30 protein-coding genes and 1 tRNA gene are annotated in these 23,228 nt (G+C 57.0%); 19 read left to right on the top strand and 12 right to left on the bottom strand.

Annotated elements, in window-relative coordinates; translation table 11 throughout:
* Window positions 1-115: 115 nt before the first annotated feature.
* From BW43_RS06925 to murB, 8 genes are all read left to right on the top strand, one after another.
* The gene (locus tag BW43_RS06925; protein WP_256226748.1) at window positions 116-2,341 is read left to right on the top strand and encodes a DNA internalization-related competence protein ComEC/Rec2; all 2,226 of its coding nucleotides are present in this window, start codon (window positions 116-118) and stop codon (window positions 2,339-2,341) included.
* Between the two features lie 110 nt (window positions 2,342-2,451).
* Entirely contained in the window at window positions 2,452-3,087 is a 636-nt protein-coding gene (locus BW43_RS06930) for a MotA/TolQ/ExbB proton channel family protein (RefSeq protein ID WP_032890033.1), read from the top strand.
* On the top strand, window positions 3,084-3,512 hold the full coding sequence (locus tag BW43_RS06935; protein ID WP_032889643.1) for a biopolymer transporter ExbD: 429 nt from the start codon (window positions 3,084-3,086) through the stop codon (window positions 3,510-3,512). Before BW43_RS06930 ends, BW43_RS06935 begins: the two co-directional genes overlap by 4 nt.
* Window positions 3,512-4,522 carry a tetraacyldisaccharide 4'-kinase gene (lpxK, locus tag BW43_RS06940; RefSeq protein WP_032889642.1) on the top strand — a complete coding sequence of 337 codons (1,011 nt, stop codon included), beginning with the start codon at window positions 3,512-3,514 and terminating at the stop codon, window positions 4,520-4,522. The genes BW43_RS06935 and lpxK overlap by 1 nt, the downstream gene beginning before the upstream one ends.
* 24 nt (window positions 4,523-4,546) lie before the next feature.
* Window positions 4,547-4,732, top strand: a complete 186-nt coding sequence (locus BW43_RS06945; RefSeq protein WP_003174668.1) for a Trm112 family protein — start codon at window positions 4,547-4,549, stop codon at window positions 4,730-4,732.
* Window positions 4,729-5,493, top strand: a complete 765-nt coding sequence (kdsB, locus tag BW43_RS06950) for a 3-deoxy-manno-octulosonate cytidylyltransferase (RefSeq protein ID WP_032889641.1) — start codon at window positions 4,729-4,731, stop codon at window positions 5,491-5,493. Before BW43_RS06945 ends, kdsB begins: the two co-directional genes overlap by 4 nt.
* Window positions 5,493-5,957: a low molecular weight protein-tyrosine-phosphatase gene (locus BW43_RS06955; RefSeq protein ID WP_032889640.1), complete on the top strand. Its 465-nt coding sequence runs from the start codon at window positions 5,493-5,495 to the stop codon at window positions 5,955-5,957. The genes kdsB and BW43_RS06955 overlap by 1 nt, the downstream gene beginning before the upstream one ends.
* Window positions 5,954-6,973 (top strand): UDP-N-acetylmuramate dehydrogenase, encoded by a 1,020-nt coding sequence (gene murB / locus BW43_RS06960; protein ID WP_032889639.1) that lies wholly within the window; start codon window positions 5,954-5,956, stop codon window positions 6,971-6,973. Before BW43_RS06955 ends, murB begins: the two co-directional genes overlap by 4 nt.
* 76 nt (window positions 6,974-7,049) lie before the next feature.
* Here murB and BW43_RS06965 read toward each other — a convergent pair whose 3' ends face one another.
* Window positions 7,050-7,721: a Bax inhibitor-1/YccA family protein gene (locus BW43_RS06965; protein WP_003174664.1), complete on the bottom strand. Its 672-nt coding sequence runs from the start codon at window positions 7,719-7,721 to the stop codon at window positions 7,050-7,052.
* A gap of 152 nt (window positions 7,722-7,873) precedes the next feature.
* Here BW43_RS06965 and BW43_RS06970 point away from each other — a divergent pair.
* Window positions 7,874-7,964, top strand: a tRNA-Ser gene (locus BW43_RS06970).
* 116 nt (window positions 7,965-8,080) lie between these two features.
* Here the strand turns inward: BW43_RS06970 and BW43_RS06975 are convergent.
* From BW43_RS06975 to BW43_RS07005, 9 genes are all read right to left on the bottom strand, one after another.
* Window positions 8,081-9,130: a tyrosine-type recombinase/integrase gene (locus BW43_RS06975; protein ID WP_032889638.1), complete on the bottom strand. Its 1,050-nt coding sequence runs from the start codon at window positions 9,128-9,130 to the stop codon at window positions 8,081-8,083.
* A gap of 1 nt (window position 9,131) precedes the next feature.
* Complete coding sequence (locus BW43_RS0127770) at window positions 9,132-9,374, bottom strand: DUF4224 domain-containing protein (protein ID WP_032890031.1); 243 nt, start codon at window positions 9,372-9,374, stop codon at window positions 9,132-9,134.
* A gap of 251 nt (window positions 9,375-9,625) precedes the next feature.
* Window positions 9,626-10,168 carry a phosphohydrolase gene (locus BW43_RS06980; protein WP_032889637.1) on the bottom strand — a complete coding sequence of 181 codons (543 nt, stop codon included), beginning with the start codon at window positions 10,166-10,168 and terminating at the stop codon, window positions 9,626-9,628.
* On the bottom strand, window positions 10,165-10,386 hold the full coding sequence (locus BW43_RS06985; protein WP_032889636.1) for a hypothetical protein: 222 nt from the start codon (window positions 10,384-10,386) through the stop codon (window positions 10,165-10,167). The genes BW43_RS06980 and BW43_RS06985 overlap by 4 nt, the downstream gene beginning before the upstream one ends.
* Complete coding sequence (locus BW43_RS06990) at window positions 10,383-10,784, bottom strand: hypothetical protein (protein ID WP_032889635.1); 402 nt, start codon at window positions 10,782-10,784, stop codon at window positions 10,383-10,385. The genes BW43_RS06985 and BW43_RS06990 overlap by 4 nt, the downstream gene beginning before the upstream one ends.
* A gap of 49 nt (window positions 10,785-10,833) precedes the next feature.
* Complete coding sequence (locus tag BW43_RS06995) at window positions 10,834-11,160, bottom strand: pyocin activator PrtN family protein (RefSeq protein ID WP_032889634.1); 327 nt, start codon at window positions 11,158-11,160, stop codon at window positions 10,834-10,836.
* Window positions 11,111-11,329 (bottom strand): hypothetical protein, encoded by a 219-nt coding sequence (locus tag BW43_RS28545; protein WP_080923185.1) that lies wholly within the window; start codon window positions 11,327-11,329, stop codon window positions 11,111-11,113. Before BW43_RS28545 ends, BW43_RS06995 begins: the two co-directional genes overlap by 50 nt.
* Window positions 11,316-11,600: a phage antirepressor KilAC domain-containing protein gene (locus BW43_RS07000; RefSeq protein WP_032889633.1), complete on the bottom strand. Its 285-nt coding sequence runs from the start codon at window positions 11,598-11,600 to the stop codon at window positions 11,316-11,318. Before BW43_RS07000 ends, BW43_RS28545 begins: the two co-directional genes overlap by 14 nt.
* A gap of 9 nt (window positions 11,601-11,609) precedes the next feature.
* A complete protein-coding gene (locus BW43_RS07005; protein ID WP_032889632.1) occupies window positions 11,610-12,191 on the bottom strand; it encodes a hypothetical protein in 582 nt (193 codons plus the stop codon).
* A 337-nt stretch (window positions 12,192-12,528) separates the two neighbouring features.
* Here BW43_RS07005 and BW43_RS07010 point away from each other — a divergent pair, with 337 nt between their 5' ends.
* Window positions 12,529-13,767 carry an AAA family ATPase gene (locus BW43_RS07010; RefSeq protein WP_032889631.1) on the top strand — a complete coding sequence of 413 codons (1,239 nt, stop codon included), beginning with the start codon at window positions 12,529-12,531 and terminating at the stop codon, window positions 13,765-13,767.
* The gene (locus BW43_RS28540) at window positions 13,760-14,500 is read left to right on the top strand and encodes an HNH endonuclease (RefSeq protein ID WP_081797809.1); all 741 of its coding nucleotides are present in this window, start codon (window positions 13,760-13,762) and stop codon (window positions 14,498-14,500) included. The genes BW43_RS07010 and BW43_RS28540 overlap by 8 nt, the downstream gene beginning before the upstream one ends.
* A 16-nt stretch (window positions 14,501-14,516) precedes the next feature.
* Here the strand turns inward: BW43_RS28540 and BW43_RS28535 are convergent, their stop codons facing one another.
* Window positions 14,517-15,242 (bottom strand): LexA family transcriptional regulator, encoded by a 726-nt coding sequence (locus BW43_RS28535; RefSeq protein ID WP_032889630.1) that lies wholly within the window; start codon window positions 15,240-15,242, stop codon window positions 14,517-14,519.
* Between the two features lie 78 nt (window positions 15,243-15,320).
* On the opposite strand from BW43_RS28535, the gene BW43_RS07020 reads away from it, so the two are divergent.
* From BW43_RS07020 to BW43_RS07035, 5 genes are all read left to right on the top strand, one after another.
* Window positions 15,321-15,581, top strand: a complete 261-nt coding sequence (locus tag BW43_RS07020; protein ID WP_032889629.1) for a hypothetical protein — start codon at window positions 15,321-15,323, stop codon at window positions 15,579-15,581.
* A 328-nt stretch (window positions 15,582-15,909) separates the two neighbouring features.
* Window positions 15,910-16,428 (top strand): phage regulatory CII family protein, encoded by a 519-nt coding sequence (locus BW43_RS07025; RefSeq protein WP_032889628.1) that lies wholly within the window; start codon window positions 15,910-15,912, stop codon window positions 16,426-16,428.
* Window positions 16,421-16,648, top strand: coding sequence for a TraR/DksA family transcriptional regulator (locus tag BW43_RS28530; protein ID WP_032889627.1), 228 nt, complete (start codon window positions 16,421-16,423; stop codon window positions 16,646-16,648). Before BW43_RS07025 ends, BW43_RS28530 begins: the two co-directional genes overlap by 8 nt.
* Window positions 16,638-18,857, top strand: coding sequence for a VapE domain-containing protein (locus tag BW43_RS07030; RefSeq protein ID WP_032889626.1), 2,220 nt, complete (start codon window positions 16,638-16,640; stop codon window positions 18,855-18,857). The genes BW43_RS28530 and BW43_RS07030 overlap by 11 nt, the downstream gene beginning before the upstream one ends.
* Entirely contained in the window at window positions 18,850-19,215 is a 366-nt protein-coding gene (locus BW43_RS07035; RefSeq protein WP_032889625.1) for a hypothetical protein, read from the top strand. The genes BW43_RS07030 and BW43_RS07035 overlap by 8 nt, the downstream gene beginning before the upstream one ends.
* 494 nt (window positions 19,216-19,709) lie before the next feature.
* Here the strand turns inward: BW43_RS07035 and BW43_RS0127755 are convergent, their stop codons facing one another.
* Window positions 19,710-20,039: a hypothetical protein gene (locus tag BW43_RS0127755; RefSeq protein ID WP_032889624.1), complete on the bottom strand. Its 330-nt coding sequence runs from the start codon at window positions 20,037-20,039 to the stop codon at window positions 19,710-19,712.
* Window positions 20,040-20,145: 106 nt separating this feature from the next.
* Between BW43_RS0127755 and BW43_RS07040 the strand changes: the two genes are divergently transcribed.
* The 3 genes from BW43_RS07040 to BW43_RS07050 all read left to right on the top strand — a co-directional run bounded on the left by BW43_RS07040 (window position 20,146) and on the right by BW43_RS07050 (window position 23,228).
* Window positions 20,146-20,490 (top strand): phage holin family protein, encoded by a 345-nt coding sequence (locus BW43_RS07040; RefSeq protein ID WP_032889623.1) that lies wholly within the window; start codon window positions 20,146-20,148, stop codon window positions 20,488-20,490.
* 196 nt (window positions 20,491-20,686) lie between these two features.
* A complete protein-coding gene (locus BW43_RS07045; protein ID WP_032889622.1) occupies window positions 20,687-21,250 on the top strand; it encodes a hypothetical protein in 564 nt (187 codons plus the stop codon).
* 4 nt (window positions 21,251-21,254) lie between these two features.
* Window positions 21,255-23,228 carry a phage terminase large subunit family protein gene (locus BW43_RS07050; RefSeq protein ID WP_032889621.1) on the top strand — a complete coding sequence of 658 codons (1,974 nt, stop codon included), beginning with the start codon at window positions 21,255-21,257 and terminating at the stop codon, window positions 23,226-23,228.

Below are 23,228 nucleotides of genomic sequence, written 5' to 3'. Positions count from 1 at the left end.
AGGGGCAAGTATGCCCGCATTCTATAAACAGAAAATTCAGACTTTGTGACAAAACATCATAGGACTTACCGAGCACCCAGCTAAGACTGAGTGGATCACTTGAAAAGGATGATTCATGAAGACAGGGATGTTCGCGCTGGCGCTGGGCTTGCTTGCCCTGCGTTTCCTACCTGAGTTACCGACCACTGGATGGCTGATAGCCATGCTGGTGCTGGTTTTGATGCTGCTGCCATTTCGTACGTCTCCCTTGGCGTTTTTCCTGCTGGGCTTGAGCTGGGCGTGCATCAGTGCGCAATGGGCGCTGGATGATCGCCTGCCACCGGCGCTCGATGGCCAGACGCGATGGTTGGAGGGGCGCGTCATTGGGTTGCCACAACAGACCGGCACCGGGGTGCGTTTCGATCTGGCCGACAGCCGGTCGCGTAACGCCCGGTTGCCCAAGCGCATCCGTGTGTCCTGGCACGGTGGGCCCGAGGTACGCAGCGGGGAGCGCTGGCGCCTGGCAGTCACGCTTAAGCGGCCGTCCGGGCTGCTAAATTTTCACGGTTTTGATCAAGAGGCATGGTTGCTGGCCCAACGCATTGGCGCCACTGGCTCGGTAAAAGATGGTGAGCGCCTGTCGCCGGCCCGCCATGCCTGGCGCGACACGGTCCGCCAACGGTTGATTGCCGTCGACGCTCAAGGTCGCGAGGCGGGCCTGGCAGCTTTGGTGCTGGGGGACGGTTCCGGGCTGGCAGCCGAGGATTGGCAGGTGTTGCAGGACACCGGCACGGTGCACCTGCTGGTGATTTCCGGCCAGCATATCGGCCTGCTGGCGGGGCTGGTCTACGGGTTGGTCGCGCTACTGGCACGCTACGGTTTCTGGCCCCGAATGTGGCCATGGCTGCCTTGGGCATGTGGCCTGGCGTTTGCGTCCGCGCTGGGTTATGGCCTGTTGGCGGGGTTCGGTGTGCCGGTTCAGCGGGCCTGCGTCATGGTGGGCCTGGTGCTGCTGTGGCGTTTGCGCTTCCGTCATCTGGGCTTCTGGTGGCCGTTGTTGCTGGCGCTCAATGGTGTACTGATCCTTGAACCATTGGCCAGCCTGCAACCGGGGTTTTGGCTTTCTTTTACGGCTGTTGCCGTATTGATCCTGGCTTTCGGCGGGCGCCTGGGGCCGTGGGGTGTCTGGCAGGCCTGGACGCGTCCTCAATGGTTGATTGCCATTGGCCTGCTTCCTGTGTTGTTGGTGCTCGGGTTGCCCATCAGCGTCAGTGCGCCGCTGGCCAATCTGGTGGCCGTGCCTTGGATCAGTCTTGTGGTGTTGCCGCTGGCGTTGCTGGGGACCGCCATGCTGCCGCTGCCATATTTGGGGGAGGGCTTGCTGTGGCTGGCGGGTGGGGCGCTGGATGCGTTGTTCCTGGGTCTGGCATGGCTCGCAGGGCGAGTGCCCGCGTGGATACCTGCCGATGTGCCCTTGGGTTACTGGCTGATCAGTCTGATGGGAGCGGTGCTGTTGTTGATGCCCAAAGGTGTGCCGTTTCGGCTGTTGGGCTGGCCGATGTTGCTGTTGGTAGTCTTTCCACCGCGTGAGCCGGTGCCCCATGGGCGGGTGGAGGTGGTGCAGTTGGATGTGGGGCAGGGGCAGTCCTTGATTCTGCGTACCCGGCATCACACGTTGCTTTACGACGCAGGCCTGCGGTCTGGCACAGTTGATCTTGGGGCTCGTGTGGTATTGCCGTCGCTGAAAAAACTCGGCGTCGAGTCACTGGACATGATGTTGCTCAGTCACGCTGATGCCGATCATGCCGGTGGGGCAGCGGCTGTTGCCCGAGGGGTGCCGATCAAGCGGGTCGTGGGCGGCGAAACCGAAGGGTTGCCAGCGTTTCTCGGAGCCCAGCCATGTATCAGTGGCGAGCAGTGGGAATGGGACGGTGTGTCATTCGAGTTGTGGCAGTGGTCTGAGGCTATTAATGGCAATCCAAAGTCTTGCGTTCTGCAGGTCCAAGCCAATGGTGAGCGGCTATTGCTCACCGGGGATATTGATCGCGCCGCCGAACGGGCATTTCTCGACTCACCACTGGCCGTGCGGACCGATTGGCTGCAAGCCCCTCACCATGGCAGCCGGAGTTCGTCATCCTGGCCTTTTCTACGGCGGGTGGCACCCACGTCAGTGCTGATCTCCCGTGGGCGTGGCAATGCGTTCGGCCATCCTCATCCACAGGTGGTTGAGCGCTACCAGACGCTGGGCAGCCAGTTATATGACAGTGCTGAGCATGGAGCGGTGCGCTTGCAATTGGGGGCTTTCCTGCCACCCATTGTTGCGCGTAGTCAACGCCGTTTTTGGCGCGAAGCGTTACCGTAATTCGACGTTACTATAAGGCTGGAGCCTACGACAGGCGAAGCCATGGCTGACGAACCCCGTTGCCGAACCTGTATGGTAAAGTGGCGCACTTTTTCGAGGGGACATTCACTGTGTGGGAATTGGTCAAATCCGGCGGCTGGATGATGTTGCCGATTATCTTGAGCTCCATCGCCGCACTCGGCATCGTTGCCGAACGCTTGTGGACCCTGCGCGCCAGTCGAGTCACGCCCGAGCATCTATTGGGGCAGGTCTGGGGCTGGATCAAGAACAAGCAACTGGACAAGGAAAAACTCAAGGCATTGCGCGCTGATTCGCCTTTGGGCGAAATCCTCGCCGCGGGCTTGGCTAACTCCAAGCATGGCCGCGAGATCATGAAAGAGTGCATTGAAGAGGCCGCCGCCCGGGTTATTCATGAACTGGAGCGCTACATTAATGCTCTCGGCACCATCGCTGCCATGGCACCGTTGCTCGGTCTGCTGGGAACGGTATTGGGCATGATCGATATTTTCAGCTCATTCATGGGGTCGGGCATGACCACCAACGCGGCGGTGCTCGCCGGGGGGATTTCCAAGGCCCTGATTACCACGGCAGCAGGCCTGATGGTCGGTATTCCTGCGGTGTTCTTCCATCGTTTTCTGCAGCGGCGCATCGATGAGCTGGTGGTCGGCATGGAGCAGGAGGCCATCAAGTTGGTGGAAGTGGTGCAAGGCGACCGTGATGTGGACCTGGTTGGGGGCAAAGCGTGAAATTTCGCCGCAAGCAACGGGAAAATGTCGATATCAACCTCGCGTCGCTGATCGACGTGGTATTTATCCTGCTGCTGTTTTTTGTCGTCACCACCACCTTCACCCGGCAGACCGAACTGCGTGTCGACTTGCCGGAAGCGGTGAGTGGTTCGCCAGCGGAAGACCAGGAAATCAAGCAACTGGACATCGCCATCAGCGCCGACGGCGTGTTCTCGGTGAATAACCAGTTACTGGAGAAAAACGATCTCGCCAGCCTGATGGTCGCCCTGGAGAAAGAATCCGGAGGAGACACCAAGATGCCGTTGTCCATCAGTGCTGATGGCAAGACCCAGCACCAGGCCGTTATCACCGCGATGGACGCCGCCGGCAAGCTCGGTTTCAGCCATCTGCGCATGAGCACTGTCGAGGCGGCGAGCCAACCCTGATGTCCATGTCCGATCGTTTGCTCAAGGCCTGGTACGAGGGTCATCCGGCGCTCGCGTTATTGCGGCCGTTGGAGTCTTTGTATCGCCGCGTAGTGCAGCGCAAACGCGCGCGGTTCGTGGCGGGCGAGGGCGACATTTATCAATCACCCGTGCCGGTGGTGGTGGTCGGTAACATCACCGTAGGCGGTACCGGCAAGACGCCGTTGATCCTGTGGTTGATCGAACACTGTCGGCGCAATGGCTTGCGTGTAGGTGTGGTTAGTCGAGGGTACGGCGCCAAGCCTGCGCAACTGCCATGGCGCGTCGAGGCCAGCCAAAGCGCCGAAGTGGCGGGTGACGAACCTTTGTTGATCGTGCAGCGTTGCGGCGTGCCCATGATGATCGATCCCGATCGCAGCCGTGCGGTCAAGGCACTGTTGGCCAGCGAGCCGCTGGACCTGATTCTTTCCGATGATGGTCTGCAACACTATCGCCTGGCCCGTGACCTGGAACTGGTGTTGATCGACGCCGCCCGTGGCCTTGGTAATCGTCGTTGCCTCCCGGCCGGGCCGTTGCGCGAGCCGGTCGAGCGCCTGCAGAGTGTAGATGCGCTGCTCTATAACGGCGCAGTATCAGATCGCGACGATGGCTTTGCCTTCCGCCTGCAGCCTACGGCACTCGTCAACCTGTATACCGGCGAACGCCAGTCGGTGGAGTATTTTCAAGCAGGTCAACGGGTGCACGCGGTCGCCGGTATCGGCAACCCGCAACGTTTCTTCAACACCCTTGAAACGCTACACTGGCAACCGATACCCCATGCGTTTGCCGACCATGCGCCCTACAGCGCCGAAGTCTTGAATTTTACTCCGTCAGTGCCGCTGGTAATGACCGAGAAGGACGCGGTGAAGTGCCGCGCCTTTGCCCAGCCCGACTGGTGGTACCTTGCGGTGGATGCGGTGCCGTCACCGGCGTTCGTCGCGTGGTTCGACACGCAGCTGACGCGCTTGTTGCCCGCCCGTCTCTTGCCTTAAAACACTTCTTTCCAGGAAACATTCATGGACACCAAACTGCTCGATATCCTTGCTTGCCCGATCTGCAAAGGCCCGCTCAAGCTCAGCGCCGACAAAACCGAGCTGATCAGTAAAGGCGCGGGCCTGGCATATCCGATCCGTGATGGCATCCCGGTAATGCTGGAAAGCGAAGCCCGCACCCTGACCACCGATGAGCGCCTGGATAAATGACCACCGCCTTTACCGTTGTCATTCCCTCGCGTTACGCATCGACCCGCCTGCCAGGCAAGCCGCTGCAATTGATCGGCAGCAAGCCGATGATCCAGCTGGTGTGGGAACAGGCCTGTAAAAGCAGCGCTGATCGGGTGGTTGTAGCGACTGACGATCCACGCATTATTGACGCGTGCAAAGGCTTTGGCGCCGAAGCGGTATTAACCCGCGAAGACCATAACTCCGGCACCGACCGCCTGGCCGAAGTGGCCACGCAGCTTGGTCTGGCGCCTGACGCCATCGTGGTCAATGTACAAGGCGACGAACCGTTGATTCCGCCGAGCGTGATCGACCAGGTGGCCGCCAACCTGGCTGCCCATGGTGAAGCGCGCATGGCCACCCTTGCCGAGCCGATTCACGATATTGAAACCCTGTTCAACCCGAACGTGGTGAAGGTGGTCAGTGATGTGAATGGCCTGGCGTTGACCTTCAGCCGTTCCACCTTGCCCTGGGCGCGTGACGCCTTTGCCAAGAACCGAGACGTGTTGCCGGAGGGCGTACCGTACCGCCGGCATATCGGCATCTATGCCTACCGCGCAGGTTTCCTGCATGACTTCGTCAGTTGGGGACCGTGCTGGTTGGAAAATACCGAATCCCTGGAACAACTGCGGGCCCTGTGGCACGGCGTGCGTATTCACGTAGGCGATGCGTTGGAAGCGCCGCCTGCCGGTGTCGATACCCCGGAAGACCTTGAGCGCGTCCGTCGCCTGCTGGGGGCCTGATGGAGGTTCTGTTTGTCTGCCTGGGCAATATCTGTCGCTCGCCCACCGCTGAAGGCGTCCTGCGCCATAAATTGCGCGAAGCCGGGCTGGCCGGACAGGTCGAGGTAGCTTCTGCTGGCACCGGCGACTGGCATGTCGGTAACCCGCCGGACCAGCGCAGCCAGCGTGCAGCGTTGGTCCGCGGTTACGATTTGTCGGGCCAGCGTGCCCAGCAGGTCTCCCGTGCTGACTTTGCGCGTTATGACCTGATCCTGGCGATGGATAGCAGCAACCTGCGCAACCTCAAGGCGCTACAGTCAGGGCAGGGTAAGGCCGAACTGGATTTGTTTCTGCGCCGCTACCACTCGGAAGTGGACGACGTGCCAGACCCGTATTACGAGGGCGAGCAAGGCTTCGAGCGAGTGCTGGACCTGATCGAGCGGGCCTGTGATTTATTGGTGATCGAATTGAAGGGGCGATTATGACCTTGCAAGTGCATACGCAGGTTTCGCTCAAGCCATTCAACAGTTTTGGCATCGACGTGCGCGCCCGGCTTTATGCCGAGGCCCGCAGCGACGCCGATGTGCGAGAGGCATTGGCTTACGCTTCGGCGCAAACGTTGCCCTTATTGGTGATCGGCGGTGGCAGCAATCTGCTGCTGACCCAGGACATACCTGCGTTGGTGCTACGTATGGCCACCCAGGGCATTCGCGTGCTGCACGATGACGGCGTGCATGTGGTGGTTGAAGCCGAGGCGGGCGAGGCGTGGCACCCATTTGTACTTTGGACATTGGCGGAGGGCTTTTGCGGTCTGGAGAATCTCAGTCTTATCCCTGGGACCGTTGGGGCTGCCCCCATGCAGAACATTGGCGCCTACGGTGTGGAGATCAAGGATGTATTTGCCGGCCTGACCGCACTGGATCGTCATACCGGTGAGCTACGGGACTTCAGCCTGCAAGAATGCAACTTTGCCTACCGTGACAGCCTGTTCAAGCACGAAACCGGACGCTGGTTGATCCTGCGGGTACGCTTTGCCCTGAGCCGCGTCAGCCACCTCAAACTCGACTATGGTCCGGTACAACAGCGCCTGGCAGGACAGGGCATCACTGACGCGACGCCAAGCGATGTCAGTCGCGCGATTTGCAGCATTCGCAGCGAAAAATTGCCAGATCCGGCAGTACTGGGCAATGCCGGCAGCTTCTTCAAGAATCCGCTGGTGACCAGGGTATTGGCTGAAGAACTTCGAGCGCAGTATCCGGACCTGGTGGCCTACCCCCAGGGGGATAGGCACATGAAGCTTGCCGCCGGTTGGCTGATCGACAAGGCCGGCTGGAAGGGCTTTCGTGAGGGTGACGCGGGCGTGCACAAGCTGCAGGCGCTGGTGCTTGTCAACTATGGCAACGCCACAGGGCATGATATTGCGCACCTGGCCCAGCGTATCCAAAAGGATATCGTTGAGCGTTTCAAGGTCGAACTGGAAATGGAACCCAACCAGTACTGATGCCTTGCTGCTGATAAGTAAAAAATAAAAATGCCCCGTATCTTTCGATACGGGGCATTTTTTATTCGGCTAACAATCAGTCATCGCGGCTCATGATGCCGAAGATCTGCAACAGGCTGATAAACAGGTTGTAGATCGACACATACAGGCTAACAGTGGCCATGATGTAGTTGCGCTCACCGCCGTGGATGATGGCGCTGGTCTGGAACAGGATGCACACCGAGGAGAACAGCACAAACCCCGCGCTGATCGCCAGTTGTAGGCCACTGATCTGGAAGAACATGCCTGCAACCACCGCTGCCAGCAACACGAAGAAGCCTGCGGTGATAAAGCCGCCCAGGAAGCTCATGTCCTTACGGGTAATCAGCACGTAGGCCGACAGACCGCCAAACACCAGGGCCGTCATGGCAAACGCCGAGCTGACCACTTCCGCTCCGCCAGCCATGCCGAGGTAACGGTTGAGGATAGGGCCGAGGATGAAGCCCATGAAACCGGTCAAGGCAAACGCCGACACCAGGCCCCAGGCCGAGTCACGCAGCTTGTTGGTCAGGAAAAACAGACCATAGAAGCCAATCAGCACGACAAAGATATTTGGATAGCCGACGCGCATCTGCTGCGCTACGAACGCCATCACGCCGCTGAATGCGAGGGTAAGGGCGAGCAGGCCATAGGTGTTGCGCAACACGCGGCTGACTTCAAGCTGCTCAGCCTGCGCGTTACCATTCACTGCGTAATTCTGTTCGCGCATGGCGACACTCCTTCGGTTTTGAAACGTTCAGTCGCAAAGATCATAACAGACGCTCTGTAACAAGCGATGGCGAGAGTTTGACAGTGTGTTTCATTCGGGTATTATGGCGCCCGCTGAGACAGGATGACCTACTATAATCCTGTGACGCAAAAGGGAAATTGGCAGAGTGGTTGAATGCACCGGTCTTGAAAACCGGCGGACGTTAATAGCGTCTCCAGGGTTCGAATCCCTGGTTTCCCGCCAAGATTCAAACGAAAGCCCCGCGAACGCGGGGCTTTTGTGTTTTTGGGGTTTGGGTAGATAACGCCGGTTTTGGATAGGCGTTCCGAAACTTTCGGGCAGGGGTTCCGAAACTTTGTCTATTTTGATGGTTTAGCAGTGGCGCCAATCCTCCTGTAAACCCGTTTGGTGATCTCCTGTTTGCTATGTCCCAGCAGTAGGCTTGCGTCGCCAATATCGATGATTTCCGATGCCGCCTTGGGTCGGATGTCACGAAACTGAAACCCTCCAATCTTTGCTGCGAGCATAGGGTCGCCCTGATCCAGCGCTTTTTGCTGCGCCTTCTCCCTTGCCTTATCCCAGCGCAGGCGCAACATGCCTTTCGTCATCCTTTTTCCGTACTGGTTGATTAGTAGGTACTTGGAGGGGTGGTGTGCATTTCTTTCGGTTATCTCTCTAACCAATTTCCCGAGACTGTTTTCTCCGGATTCTGTCCGCATCAGAATTCTGAGTTTCTGCCCGGTTTTACCCTGGGTGACCAGGAAATAATCACCCTCAGTATCGTCGCTACGCATGATGATCACATCGGCAGGTCTCTGGCCGGTCAGGTAGGCCAGGTCCATGGCTTCCTTGAGTTCCGGGCCCGCCATACCGTAGACGGCGTCCCAAACCACCGCATTGGCGTAGTAGTCGCGTGGCACCTCCTTATTCTTCCTGACGCCTTGGCAAGGATTCTCCCTCTCAGTGAGGCCCCACTCGCGTGCCATATTGAACACGTGAGACAGAAGGGCAATTTCCCGGTTGGCCCTAACCTTGGCCGTGCGTGCATCGCGATACCCGGCGATATTTGCCGGCGTGATTGAATCGATGGGAGCCCCATCGAACGTGGGGCGTAGCTGTTTTAGTTCGGCCAGATTGTCTTTTTGGGTACGCTCTCCTTTTTTCGGAATGACGTCGCGGGCGTACCGATCAAAGATCCCCTTCATCATCGTCAGGTCTGCGGGTTTTTCCTTAGCCTCAAGCTCTGCCCACTTCAATCTCGCTTTACTCAGATCTCCACCTAGCGGGATCTCCTTTCCTGTCGAGTCTTTGTAGTAGTAGCCGACCCACACTTTGCCATTCTTGCGAGGGCGTTTGCGCCGCACCATTCCAGGCGGTAAGTCCCTGTTTTCTGTGTTTCTAGGTCGCATCTCAGTTCACCCTGGAGAAGTCAGGCGTCCAAACTGGTCGCGCCGGCGGCGGGCTTTGTTCAATGGGGGCTGTATTGATCATGCCAAGCTTCATGCGAGCGTACATGCGCCCAACCAGCGGACGACCCCCGCGACTCTCAACGAATACCCAATTGCGGTCAGTTAGCCACTTCCGTTGATGGGCTCGCTGCTTATAGCCAGTAAGGTCGGCCAGTTCATCGTCCGAGAAGATTTCAGCCTCTATTGCTTTGGGGAGTGAACGGTGCGTATACCCCACGACAGGCTGCGCGAGCGGGCGTTCCTGAGCGTTTAGCGTCGCATCAGCGAGCGCTGCCCCGCGCAGCTTTTCGTGGGGTATAAGTGCCTCTGCGGTGGCATTAGGAGGAGCAATAATGCCTGCTGCTGCGCAGCAGAGACTGTTTGTTTCTAGCGTGTCGACGCCTCTGTCAGCGCGAAGCAAAGCGGGCAGTGCGCTGGTGTTATCCTGGTGGTTCTTCATGCCGCTTTCCTCCGGTGTTCGAGAGCAAGTTGGTCCATCAGCCGCTGGTGGTAGATGAGTCGGGCTTCGGCGGCCGGCCAGGGGCGGATGGTTTCAGCCATAGGTTCGATGCCGACCAAGCAATCCCAGATAGCCGGATCGGGTGGCATGAGGTCGCGGCGTTCGGTAGCAAGTGCAATCAAATCGGCCTTGGAGATGCAGGCGGGGAGTTCTGGAGCGATGTCGAACCGCTCGCACACGCGCCACCAGATACAATCCTCGAAGTGCTGGTAGGCGCTAATCCACTGCTTGAGTGGCCGCGTCATGTCGCCCACGTACGCCTCGGCGGCGTCGTGAAGTAAGGCCGCGAGTTTCTGTTCTTCCGGCACCAACTCGGCGACGATGCAGCTGTGTTGGGCCACGCTGTAGAACTCACGGGTGTGGCCGTTGAATCGGCACAGGTGGGCCAGTGCGTGCGAGATGTCCCGTGGGTCGATCATGTCGGCGTAAGGCTCGAACAAGTCGAAGCGCTTGCTGGTGGAGGTGAGGATCCAATTCATGCGGCTTCCCTCACAATGTCGGCCAGCAGCAAGGCGTCGTCGGTTGCCTTGTGCAATTGGTGCAGAGCTTCATAGCCGATCGGGGCTTTCAACTGGCGGCCGAACTCTTTGCTGTAGCGGGTCAGAGCGCGCAGTTCCTTGGTGGCCTTGGCGTGTTGCTGCTGTAGTGTGCCGGCGGCTTTGGGTGTCAGGCGCAGCATAGGGATGGCTCGGCTCATTCTGCATCCCCCTTCAACTCGAAGCCATCCATCATCGCAGCCATATTCAGTGCCTTGTCACGTAGCGCAAGCGCCTGAGTTGCTTGGGTTTCGGATCTGACAGCGCGGAAGGTGTCTGCGGCGAGCTTCAGCTTTTCGGCTATGGCCAAAAGGGTGTAGCGGTCTTGCGGTTCCCGGCTCAATAGGAGTTCGGTGCGCATGTATTGATCTGACATATCTTTGAGAGAGGCCGCGTATGCGGCTGAAGCGTCCTCTCGGCCCGAGACGTACTCGTCGGCATAGCGTTCGTCGTAGCCATCATCTTTGCCGTCGGTAAGGCCGCCTTGGTAGCCGACCCAGTAGAGGATGCCGGCAGCGATTACGATGCCGATCAATGCGCAGATTTGGATTGCAGTCATGTGGTGTGCTCCTGGTAGTTACGTTGGCTGGTGGTGGCAGCCGTTGGGGTTACTGGTCCTGCTCGGTTAAATCGTTTTGCGGTCGCGGCATGTCCTCGTCTGCTCTGTAGGCGCGGATGTCGATCAGAGCTGCGACGTGTTTGATATGGGCGTAACGCAACGCCTTGACGCTATGGTCCAGAGTGGTCACCGGCAGTTGAATCCGCCCGCTGTTGATCGCCTCAGTGAAGGTCTTTTCGTTGAGGTTCTTGAAGTAATGCACGCGCAGCTTTTCCAGGGGGATAAGCACGTCGCCGAAGAGTTGGTGCAGCATCTCGACGGTTGCGCTATCCGGTGCGGGTTGCAGTCGTAGCGGTGTTTGACTGGTGTTGCTCATGGGCGGCGGCCTCCTTGCGTTTGAGTCGTGAAGGGTGGTTCCAGGCATTCAGGCAATGACGTTTGGTCAGCTCCCGCAGATGCTCCGGCACTTCGAGGAGCGCAGCGTTGCGCTCCTCGCGTGTGCCCATGGCGACGATCTGGCGGGCGTACTCCCTAGGCCACGTCACGGTTGTCTGCCGGGATGGCTGGCAGTTCGAGCCCCAACTGTGCGGCGAGCCATCGGATACCGGCTTGGCGGACCTTGGTCGACTGGCTGTACTGCATGCCGGCGGTTTCGTGGTACCAGTTGCTGTCCTTGACTCGTAGGTACTCTCGATCACGCACCGGGAAGGCAGGTAGGTTGCGGTCGTTGAGCAGGCCCTTTGCACGCATGAGTGCGATCAGCTTGGGGCGAGTGAGGCCGAAGTACTTGGCGGCTTTTTCCAGGCTACGTTCCATCGCGACCTCCTAGGCTGCATGCGCGGCGGGTGTCGACACGGCAGCCAGGTGGGTGATGGACTCGGCCACCATGGAGTAGATCTCCACGTCACTGCCGTACACCGTGAAGCACTTGGTGTGCGGCTTTCTGACGCCGATGCTCATGATGGTGGTGATGCCGGCGCGGGTTTTGCTGCGGTGGATTGCCAAGTTGATCGGTTGCTCGAAGCCCATATCGATACTGAGAGCGCCACCGGTTTGCACCAGGTCGAATACCTGCTGCTTGTGTTCAGTCTTGAACACGCCGTAGCGGCGGTCTGAGTGCGGCAGGGACGATGGATCGGTTGGGGTGGTTGGCCCGTTGACGATCTCCTCAATGAAGTCCGCAAGCTTGAGGTGCATCTTCTTGGTGTTGGCCAGGGTTAGCGTGTGGCGTTCGCTGCCAAGCTCGACGGTGAAGTGCGTGTCGATTTTGCGGCGCTCGACGTTCAGGCGGAAGGCTAGGGCCTCACGCTGCGTTTCGGTGCGCAAGAGGTGGTTGAAGGTTTCGGTCAAGCTGACTTGGGCCTTGAGTAGGCTCAGGATGCGTTTGTCGAGTTTGTACTTTTTCATGCCGCGTGCCCTCCACCGTTTGGATCAAATGGGACAGGCGCGGAGCGGTGTTTCAGCTTGGGTTTGGACGCGATGAAGGCGCAGCCGCAGTCTTGTGCCAGGCGGCGGATTTCGAAGATGCGGGAGGGTTTAGCAGCGGCCGGATGGACGTGCAGGGTGGCTGTGGTGTGCATGGTGTTGCCTCGCTCTGTGGTGGAAGAGTGAGGAAAATATCAACCAGCGGTTGTTAAATGTCAACTGATGGTTGATTGTTTGTTTGTGCTTACTGGTAGATTTTTTCCGTAATGCAAATCATGATTCAGGCAATGTGATACGGAAGTCTTGAGAGGATTAGTTAGTGACCAATCGTTATATAGAAAGTCTACATGTTGATCATGTAAGAAAATTTAGTCGATTAGATATGAGTTTTGGACCTGGATTCAATTTTATTGCGGGTCCTAATGGATGCGGAAAAACATCTGTACTAGTGTGCATTGCCCATTGTTTTGATACGTCAGGATTGAGCTACTCTACTGTTAGTAAGGAATCTGCATTCTGGGTAGATATGACTGATGGGAAAGAAAAACTTCGGATTGGTCTCGGACGCAATAACGTTCATGGCGGCTATCGACAAGGCTCTCTGAACTTAACGGGAGGTGTGCCTTTACAAGGAGAAGGGCGGGTCGTTATCAGACCTTATGAGGATAAGGTGAAATTCCTATGTCCATTATTTATTGGTGCGAGCAGAAATATAACCTATTCTTTGATAGGTGGCGTTTCGCGTGAACTGCCACCCGATGAGGCTGCTAAGCGATATAAGCAAGGTAGTGTAAAGTCGTTATATGGCGAGTGGGATGGAAATATAAAGCAGTGGCTCATTAATCGATATTTTATTATTGATAAGCCTTGGGCAGAGGTTGAAAGGAAAAATTTTGAGCGGTTAGAAGCGGCGCTTAAATATATTGGTCCCAGCGATAGTGAATTTGCATTTGTTGAAATTGGCCGTGATCTTGAACCTATTTTTTCAATTTATGGTCAGCGTTGCTATTTGGAAGAATTGTCTTCCGGTTTTCAGGCGGTATTTACAATTATTGCGATGATTTTCGAGTGGATTGAAATAGGCGGCAATAGTGAGCGTTTAGTCGAGTCTGCGTATGGCACTGTGCTTATTGATGAGTTGGACTTGCACTTGCATCCTGAATGGCAGTTTACGCTGCGTGACGGGCTAGCAAAATTGTTTCCAAAACTGCAATTTATTGTGACCACGCACTCTCCCCATTTGCTTGCTTCTGCAAAAAAAAGTGAAGTACTCATAATGCCTGTTGGTTCGGTTGAGCGCGATATCCACGCCTCTGATCAGATTTACTCAGGATGGACAACTGATCAGATTCTATCTGAAGTTATGGACGTAAAAAGTCTAGAGAATAAAGATCATCATCGCTTAGTTACAGCTGCTTTGGCACAGGCGGAACTTAAAAGTTTGAAAGGCTTAGAGCAGGCTATAATAAACTTGGAAGCAGTATCACATCCGAGCGATACTATTGTGACGGTTCTGAAAACAAAGCTAGCTTCACTGGTGGCGCTTAAAGATGATTAAACTTGCCAGAAGTCCTGAGCCGCAGTATTTAAAAGACAATAAGAACGAGTTTTGGGTTTCGTTGGAAGATGCAATTAATAAGTATGGGTCTTACAAGCTGATTCCTAAGCTCGAAAAAGAAAAGTTGGTTGGGTTTTATCGGCATCCTGAAGTCAAGGTTCCTCTAGTTAAGTCTTCAAATGGAAAGTGTGCATTTTGCGAATGCATCCCATCTGAAGGAGGCAATGTTGAAGTTGAGCATTACAGACCCAAATCGCTTTACCCTGAACTGACATTTGAGTGGGGGAATCTTTTACCTGCATGTCATCGTTGTAATGGCGACAAGTTTGACCATGATACAGGCGTTGAACCTATTGTTAATCCATTCGATTGTGATCCTAAAGATTACTTTTATTTTGATGGATTAAATATAAAGGGCTTGCAAGGGGTGGGTAATGAAATTGCTGAGCGCACAATTGAAGTGTGTGGATTGAATTCGTTGCGTCTTTGGGAGCCTCGCTCAAAAATTTATGTAAGTTTGCATGATTTTGAAGCGTCTCTTTTTACAGCGATAAATAACTATAATGAGGCAGTTACTCCAGTTAAGAAAAGAAATAGATTGAAGTCTATCCGTGAGTCGGTTGATAGGATCGAGATGTTGGCTAGGGAGGGTGAAAGGTACTCTAGTTTTTGCGCCTCTTATTTAAATGGGTCTGAAATATATAAGGGCGCTAAAAAATTAATTTCCGAGTAGTTTGATTGTTTATTTGTTATTCTGGAATGAATGATCCAACTACTTTCCCACAGATGTGTGTTTCCTCCGTAATGTCAATGATTGGATATTGCGGATTAATTGGCCTCAAAAACTGGCGCCCAGCGTCCGCCACTAATATTTTGAAGGTTGCTTCATTCGTGCGAGGAACTCGGGCTATTACACGATCTCCTGTCTTGGTTTCAGCTTCAGGATCCACAAAAATAATGCATCCCGTTGGGTAACTTCGGCCAGGTCCAGGATTCGTCATTGAATCCCCAAGTACTTTCAGCGCATAACCGCTCTCACTAATCGGTACCGGGCACGACAGCCATGATTCTCCGTCATGCTGTTCAAAATTCGACTCACACCATGCGCCGGCCTGCACCCAAGAGATTAATGGGACTTTTCCAAAGCGTCGAGTTATCTCTCTGACATTGCTGTCACTGCCTGCGCCCAACTGATGGATATTGTTACCCCCGGTTGGCTTTTTAGGTAGCACTCCGTACTGCAACCATTCCTGCCTCACCTTCAACCACGAGCACAACACAGCCATGCTGTCCGGCCCAGGCACAGCGTCGCCATTCAGCCACTTGCTAATAGCCTGTGGCTTTTTTTCAGCCCCAACCTTCACTAAATGTCTATGAATGTCCGCCCCACGTCCCCGGGCGCGTACACCGGCATCGTCGAGTGCTTCGTGAAGGCGCGCCGTGAAAGCTGCCCGTAGCTCGTTCTTATCAACCATGAGTTGATACTCTCACAGGGGGTGCGCAATAGTCAGTTGATGTTAATATCAACCGAGAGTTGATAAATGGAGGTTGCCATGTTGGACCCCGCAGATTTTCCGAACGCCATCGCGTTCGCATTTGAAGCAGTAGGCGGCATTGGTGCCGCCGCCAAGGTGTGTGAAAGGAGTTATCAGGCGCTCAACAAATGGCGCCTGGCAGCCAGTCTTCCCCGCACCGATTACACCGGTGAAACCCACTACGCCAAACTTTTGGCGAACGCTGCAAAGCAGAAGGGCAACGCGTTTGACGCTGCCTGGTTGCTTGATGCATCGCCGCCGCAGAAAGCGGCAGTGTAGATAGAAAAAAGGCGACCCAAAGGCCGCCCAGTTCCTCCCGGCACACACCACCACAGTGCTGTCGGGTCGCGATAAAGGTAGGAGGGCACACCACATGCAAACCACCTCCCTTTATCGCGCTGCCAAGACACGGATGTCTTGGGTTGCTGCCTTTTCCACCACAGATTAGGCAGCTGTTGCGCCAGAGGTGAGCAACGGATTGTTCGCCTCGGCACGGTGCCGGTTTCGATCCCTAGATCTACCCGGCGTTTGGGCCCTTTCAAGCCTCGCGGCAAATGTAACACCACTGCATGTCGCGGGGCACTGGCAACTTAGTAGGATTAATGCCATGAGCCGAGTAGCTTTAAGCTGTGTTGATCGAGCGCAAAGGGAAGTACTGACGCTCGAATTAGCGCTGTACCACGCCGCACGGGACTATCCCGGTGGTGCCGCTGCAATCGCGGCCACCACCGGTAGAAATGCCACCACGCTGCAGCACAAGTTGTCTCCCACCCATCCTTCCCACACGGTCAACATTCAAGAGTTCGGCGAAATCCTTGAGCTGACTAAAGACCGGCGCATTCTCGATGCAGTGCACGGCCTTGTCGGCGACACGATCTGGCAGGAGCTGGCCGAGGCCTACACCAATGACATGCCCGAAACCCTCACCACGGGTATCGCGCAGTTCTTCCGGCAAGTCGCGGATTTGTCTGAAACCTGGGCCAAGCACATTGGCGACGGCAAGGTCGACGATGGCGAGCTGGCCGAGATCCGTCAGTTGGTGTTTCGCGGCATTCAGGGATTGTTGGGCATGTACAACCGCGCCCGGTACGTCAACCAGACGACCCGCGGGGTGGAACGTGGCTGATATCGCTGACTTTGCCAACGACCTGGTGCAAGAGCGCCTGGATCAGGCACTTGCTGCACGTAATGCCAATAAACCTGCCGTTGCTCCGCATTCATTCATGTTCTGTGAAGGATGCGAGACGCCAATCCCATTGGAGCGCCGCCTTGCCATTCCTGGCTGCACCCAATGTGTGATTTGCCAATCCATCGACGAAGCCAGGAAGGCCCGCCATGCTCGATGATGTACTGAATCAGTTCGCGGACTACGGACTTGAACCCGCTCAACCTCTGGTGTTCGGCAAACTCACCCGCTGCAAAACCACCCAGGATAAGGGCAAGGAAAAGAATGGCTGGTACGTCATCCACGAACACCGCACCGAAAAGAACGATACGCTAATCTTCGGCAGTTTCGGTGACTGGCGCTCCGGCGACACCCAAAAGATCAAGGTCAAAGCAGGGCGTATGAGCCCCGAAGAGCGTGAAGTCATGCGCGCTCGCCAGGAAGATGCCAAGCGTAAGGCCGCCGAGATCGCGACCAATGCTTCACGTCGAGCGGCCAACCGTGCTGCCGGCCTGTTCAAGCGCATGCCCGAAAAGGGCAAGAGCGCCTACTTGGATCGAAAGCAGATCGTCGGCTTCAAGGTTCGCTATGCGCCACGTACTGGCGCATTTTTAGTGCCCATGTGCAACGTGCGCGACCATATCGTCGGCCTGCAGGTAATCTTCCCCACGAAGCAAGGGGACACTGGCCGCGACAAGGCGTACTGGCCCTACGGCATGTCAAAGGAGGGCGCATTCCACCTGATCGGCCCTCACCCCGAACCGGGCGAGCCGGTGCTGGTGTGTGAGGGCTACGCCACGGGCGCCAGCCTGCACATGGCGACTTCGCTCACCGTCGCCATTGCCTTCGACGCGGGTAACCTGCTGCCGGTCTCCAAGGCCATGCGCGAGCGCTTCCCCGGCTGCCCGCTGATCATCTGTCGAGATGATGACTGGAAGACCAAACGCCCCAACGGCGATCCCTGGAACCCTGGCGAAGAGAAGGCCAACAACGCCGCGCTGGTTGTCGGCGGCCAGGTGGTTGCCCCTGTGTTCTCCTGCGAGCGCGAGATCAAGTGGACGGACTTCAACGACCTGCACGTCGCCGAGGGTTTGGAGGCCGTCCGCCGCCAGGTGCTGGCGGTGGTCAAGCCTCCTGCTGCTGGGGGCTGGAAAGACCAACTCGCCCGCACCGAAAACGGCTCCCTGATCGCGCACATGCAAAACGTCGAGCTGATTCTGGGCAATGATGAGCGCTGGTCCGGTGTCATCGGTTACAGCGTGTTCAGCTCCAAGATCGTCAAGCTGCGTTCCGCGCCCTTCGGTGGCGGTGCCGGCGATTGGGCCGACATCGACGACATGCGCGTGATGAAGTGGCTTGCGCAGCAATACAACCTGCGGGTCAAAGCCTCCCACGTGATCGAAGCGGTCAGCGTGGTTGCCCACGACCATGCCTTCCACCCGGTGCGCGAGTACCTGGAGAAGCTGGAATGGGACCGCGTACCCCGCATCGAAACCTGGTTGACGGACGTGCTAGGCGTCCAGGCCAGCGAGTACTCGGCCAAGGTCGGTAAGCGCTGGCTGATCTCGGCTGTTGCGCGGGTGATGCGCCCAGGCTGCAAGGCCGACTCGGTGATGATCCTCGAGGGCGGGCAGGGCGCTGGTAAGTCCACAGCCATGGGCGTCCTCGGCGGCGAGTGGTTTATGGACACGCCTTTTGCCCTCGGCGATAAGGACAGCTTCCAGGCGATTCGTGGCAAGTGGATCGTCGAGCTGGGGGAGCTGGACAGCTTCAACAAGGCGGAAAGCACCAAGGCCAAGCAGTTTTTCTCAGCGTCCACCGACACCTACCGCGAGAGCTACGGCCGCAGAACGAACGACGTGCCACGCCAGTGTGTTTTCGTGGGCACCACAAACCAAGAGGAATACCTCAAGGACGCCACGGGCAACCGTCGCTACTGGCCGGTGTTCTGCAACAAGGTTGATCTAGAGCAACTACGCGAGATCCGCGACCAGCTGTGGGCCGAGGCACTGTTTTGCTTTGAGGCCGGCGATATCTGGTGGGTGACCAAGGATGAGTCCTGGATGTTCGCTGAGGCCCAGGACGAGCGCTTCGTGGTGGACGAGTGGGAAGGCCCAATCCTGAACTGGTTGGAAGAGTCGCAACTGGGCGAAACCGCCACCGGCAACGAGATCCTGACCCAGGCGCTCAAGCTGGACTTCGGCCATTGGGGCAAGCCTGAGCAAATGCGCGTCGGGGCGATCATGCACCGGCTGGGCTGGCGGAAGAAGCGCATGCCAGCGCTGGCGAAGAGTGGTGTGCGGCCTTGGTCCTACCAGAAGCCCGCGACCTGGGGACGGACGTCGGCATTGCAGCAAACGGAGATCGAGGAGCCATGCTTCGATGATTAAGCGAATCGACGAGATGCTCAAACTATGGGCGCAGGATCTGCATTCGCCTGTGCCGGAAAACGTAGGTGGCCCGAGTGGCGGCAACATGATCGCCATGCTGATGGAGTGCAAAGGGGAGTTGATACGTGGCACGCGTGGTAGTCGGGTGCTGCTGGATGAATCGGCCGACATCGAGCTAATCGTCAACAAGCACTTGCCGCCGCAGCTGTCGGTCGTCGTGCGCGAGCACTACTGCAACCACGAAAGCCTCCTGTCGCAGAAGTACACCCACTGCGGATGCGGTCGGGATACCTACTACCAGCGTCTGCACGAAGCCCACCTGCACATCGCCGGCATGCTGATGGGGAAGGCTGCATGACCCCTGGCGTCACTCCGCGTGCCTATGTCCTACTGTCCGGCCTTGTCCGACTGCCATTTAGCGCAGTAGGACAGGTACAGGCCGCGCCGTCGTTGGTCTGTCCTACCGTCCAACCTTCACCCGCCCCACGCACACATGAGCATAGCGGGCACGTAATCGCGCCCATGGCGCGCACGCGTGCTTTTAGCTTTATCTCTATACACAAGAGAAAAGTAAAAAAGGTAGGACAGTAGGGCAGAGCCCCTAATCTAAGCGCCTGTAGCTGTCCTACTTCGATCAAGAATAGTGGGACAGGTCAGACAGGGCACCAGAAGCGATAGCCGACTGAATGCGTTGTCCCTGTGTTGCACCTGCGTCATACCTGTATTGCACCCGTATTGCGCCATGGCATTAAAACTCCCTTGCTGCCACCGGAATCGACCTGTAAAAAGTACCCATCTTCGATAGGTGCGACCAGATCAAGTAGTACAGAGAACCGGCCAATAGCCGGTTTTTTATTGCTTGTTTTTTGCGCCTCGCCCCAGGTTTGCAAGTAGGTAGAAACCAGCCCATGTGAATCCACAGATGGACAGGATGTTGATAATGACATCAATGATTTCTAGTCTCGTAATCAGAGCCTTGCTGCGTGCGAATTGGACGACTTCTTGCCCCGACATGTAGATAAGGGCTGCCAAGACTATGTAAAAAGCTCCGATCATTACGGTCGAGCTAATGGCACGTAAGCCGTTACGTAGCTGCTTTCTTCTTTCAGGCTCTAAGCCATACAGCCCCAACAAAATCGCAATGACTGCGCATGCTGTCTGGATCAAATCGTGTACTGCCAAAGGTTATTCCTCTTCTTGGGGATAGTCGTGCCAAGTCATGTTTGAAAGATCGTTCTAAGTTTTACGGCCACACATCCTTTTTCCTTAATTTTCCGAGGGTTCGCTTATGACGAACGAGCAGCAAGCGCTTATTGAGATGCCGATCTGGATGGTGATCGTACTGTCCCTGGTCGGCGGAATTTCCGGCGAGGCATGGCGGGCCGATAAGGCGGGGGTGAGCGGTTGGTCTTTGGTTCGCCGCTTGCTGCTTCGATCCGGGGCCTGTGTGGTCTGCGGAGTTTCCACCGTGATGTTGTTGCACGCCTCTGGCATGTCGGTCCTGGCGGCGGGGAGCATCGGCTGCCTCACCGCGATGGCCGGTGCCGATGTCGCCATCGGCCTGTACGAACGCTGGGTCGCCAAGCGGTTGGGCGTGTGCGATGTGCCGCCCTCCGGTGGTGGTCAGGGGTGATTTTCTGAAGGCCACGGAATACGTGGCTTGTAGCGACTCGCACCAAAATGAAGCGCCGAAAGATCGCCGGCGACCCTGGCGGCATTCGAGGGACACGGGGCATGAAACCCGCGGGAAAGCGTTAGCGGGTGATTTTTCTACGTTGGTTGACAGAGGTTGACGGTGGTTGACAGTCCTAGGTTGACAGGAGGTTTACATGACCATTTTAAGTCGCACGGAGTACGCGAACAGTAAGGGGTGGTCCCGGCAATACGTTGGAAAGTTGGTGCAGCGTGGCCGATTGGTACTCACCCTCGACGGCAAAGTGGATGTTGAGGCAAGTGAACGATACCTGGCGATGACCAGCGATCCCTCCCGTAGTAACTCTCTTGGCAAGGTGCCGCTGGTTCTCGGCCACCAAGAGCCAGAGTCCGCGATCCCGTATGTAACACCTGCCGCGACTTCCACGGCTGCGCCGGACTACCAAAAAGCTAGAACCAGGCTCGCGCTGGCCCAAGCCGAAAAAGCCGAGAGCGAGGTACTGCAAGCGAACGGTGAGTTGGTAGAGAGAGCAGTTGTTGATGAAGCTGCTTTCGCATCGGGCCGGATGGTGCGTGATCTACTCCTGGCGCTGCCGCCCCAACTCGCCCCCGAACTGTCCGCAATGAATGACCCTTGGGATATCGAAAAATATCTAATGAAAGAACTTCGTGGAGCGCTTGAGGATGCCGAGCGTATTTCCACCGAGGACTTTGTTCACGCCTTAACAACTACGAGTTAGACCTATGCCTGCTGAATATGCCAATGGTGCAGAGGTGTACCGCGAGGCGTATTACCGTGGGCTGCGCCCGGAGCCAGCGCTCTGGGTTGATGAATGGGCCGACGAGTACATGCGTATCCCGCGTGATACTGGTGCTGCCGAACCAGGTAAATATCGTACATCCCGAACGCCTTATGCCCGTGAACCTATGCGGTGTTTGTCACCTTCACATCGCTGTAAACGTGTCGTCACCATGGTGGCGTCGCAGTTGATGAAAACGCAGATTGCTTTGAACTGGATAGGCGGCTTGATTCACATGGCTCCGTCCAACATTCTGACCCTATTGCCAAGCCTCGGTCTGGCAAAGCGAGTGTCCTCTCGAATCGGCAAGACGATCAAAGCCACTCCTGTTCTGCGGGAGCGTGTGGCGTCTAGCCGCTCGCGAGATTCGCGCAACACGATGGACACCAAGGAGTTCGAAGGCGGCTCGCTGTACGTCACCACTGCTGGCTCTGCGGCCAACTTGGCGGAGCTGTCGGCACGGTATGTGTACGGTGATGAGATCGACCGCTGGGAAGTCGACGTAGGCGAAGAGGGCGACCCCATCGAGCTGGCAGAAACGCGGGGCAGTACCTTCGGCCGTAACGCCAAGTTCTACTTTTCCAGCTCGCCGACGATCAAGGGCGCCTCGCGCATCGACGATCTGTTTGAGGGCAGCGACCAGCGTTATTACTACGTGCCGTGTCCGACGTGCGGGCACATGCAGATCCTGGAGTGGGAACGGCTGCATTATTCCCAGGACTTCAACGTTGTGCACTACGAGTGCGCTGGGCCTGACTGCGATGTGCTGATCGAGGAACACCACAAGGGCGACATGCTCGCCCGTGGCGAGTGGCGTGCCCATGCCAAGGGCGACGGCGAGACGGTAGGCTTCCACCTCAACGCGCTCTATTCGCCGTTGGGTTGGACGGGCTGGAAGTCGCTGGCGAAGCAATTTGAGAAGGCGAAAAAGGCCCAGGCCAAGGGTGATCTTGAGCCCATGCAGGTGTTCTACAACACCCGACTGGCGAAGGTCTGGGACAGTGCGCAAGAGCAGACCAAGGCGTCGGTGCTGATCGAACGGGCACGCCGCGAGGGGTTCTCCCTCGGTGCAATGCCTGCCGCCGTGATGATGGTCACGGGCTCCGTGGACGTGCAGGCCGACCGCTTGGAGTTCATGGCAATGGGCTGGGGCGTAGGGATGGAGCGCTGGGTCATCGATCACCGGGTGATCGCGGGCGACCCTTCGGACGAGCGCACTTGGGCTGTTCTGGATGAGCTGCTCAAGGAGCGCTACCGACATCCGTGCGGCGTAGGCCTGGGCATTCTCGCGGTCGCCGTTGACTCCGGCGGTCACCACACCGATGAGGTCTACCAGTTCTGCCGTGTGCGGCGCTGGCGCAACATCTTCGCGATCAAGGGCGCGAGCAAACCCGGTAAACCGGTAATCGCTCAGCGGCCGTCCATGGTCGATGTGACCTGGAAGGGCCAGACCGAGCGGGGCGGCGCAGAGCTGTGGTTTGTCGGCACCGACACGGCAAAGGACTGGATCTACAACCGCTACCCGTTCGAATCCGGGCCAGGCGCGCTGCACTTTGCCAACGACCTGCCGGACGAGTTCTTCGCCCAGTGCGTGGCTGAGCGCAAAGTCGCCAAGTACGTGCGGGGCCACAAGAGAATCGAGTGGATCAAAGGCAAGGCCGAGCGCAACGAAGCGCTCGATCTGATGGTGTACAACCTGGCAATGGCGCATTACCTCGGCATCAACCGTTATCAGGAACATGACTGGGAGCGGGTGCGGAACTCGCTGGCCCAGGCCGGTTTGTTCGATGAAAAGGTGGTTGCAGCCGAACGTGTCACTGTCACCGAGCAGGCCCCCGCGACACCGAAGCCAGCACCGCAACCCGTCGTCCCCCCACAACGCCGCAGCTCCACCAGCGGTTATCTGAAGAGACGCTGA

The organism is Pseudomonas sp. RIT357, from assembly GCF_000632245.1.
Lineage (GTDB): Bacteria > Pseudomonadota > Gammaproteobacteria > Pseudomonadales > Pseudomonadaceae > Aquipseudomonas > Aquipseudomonas sivasensis.
This window is presented reverse-complemented; position numbering and strand designations above follow the sequence as displayed.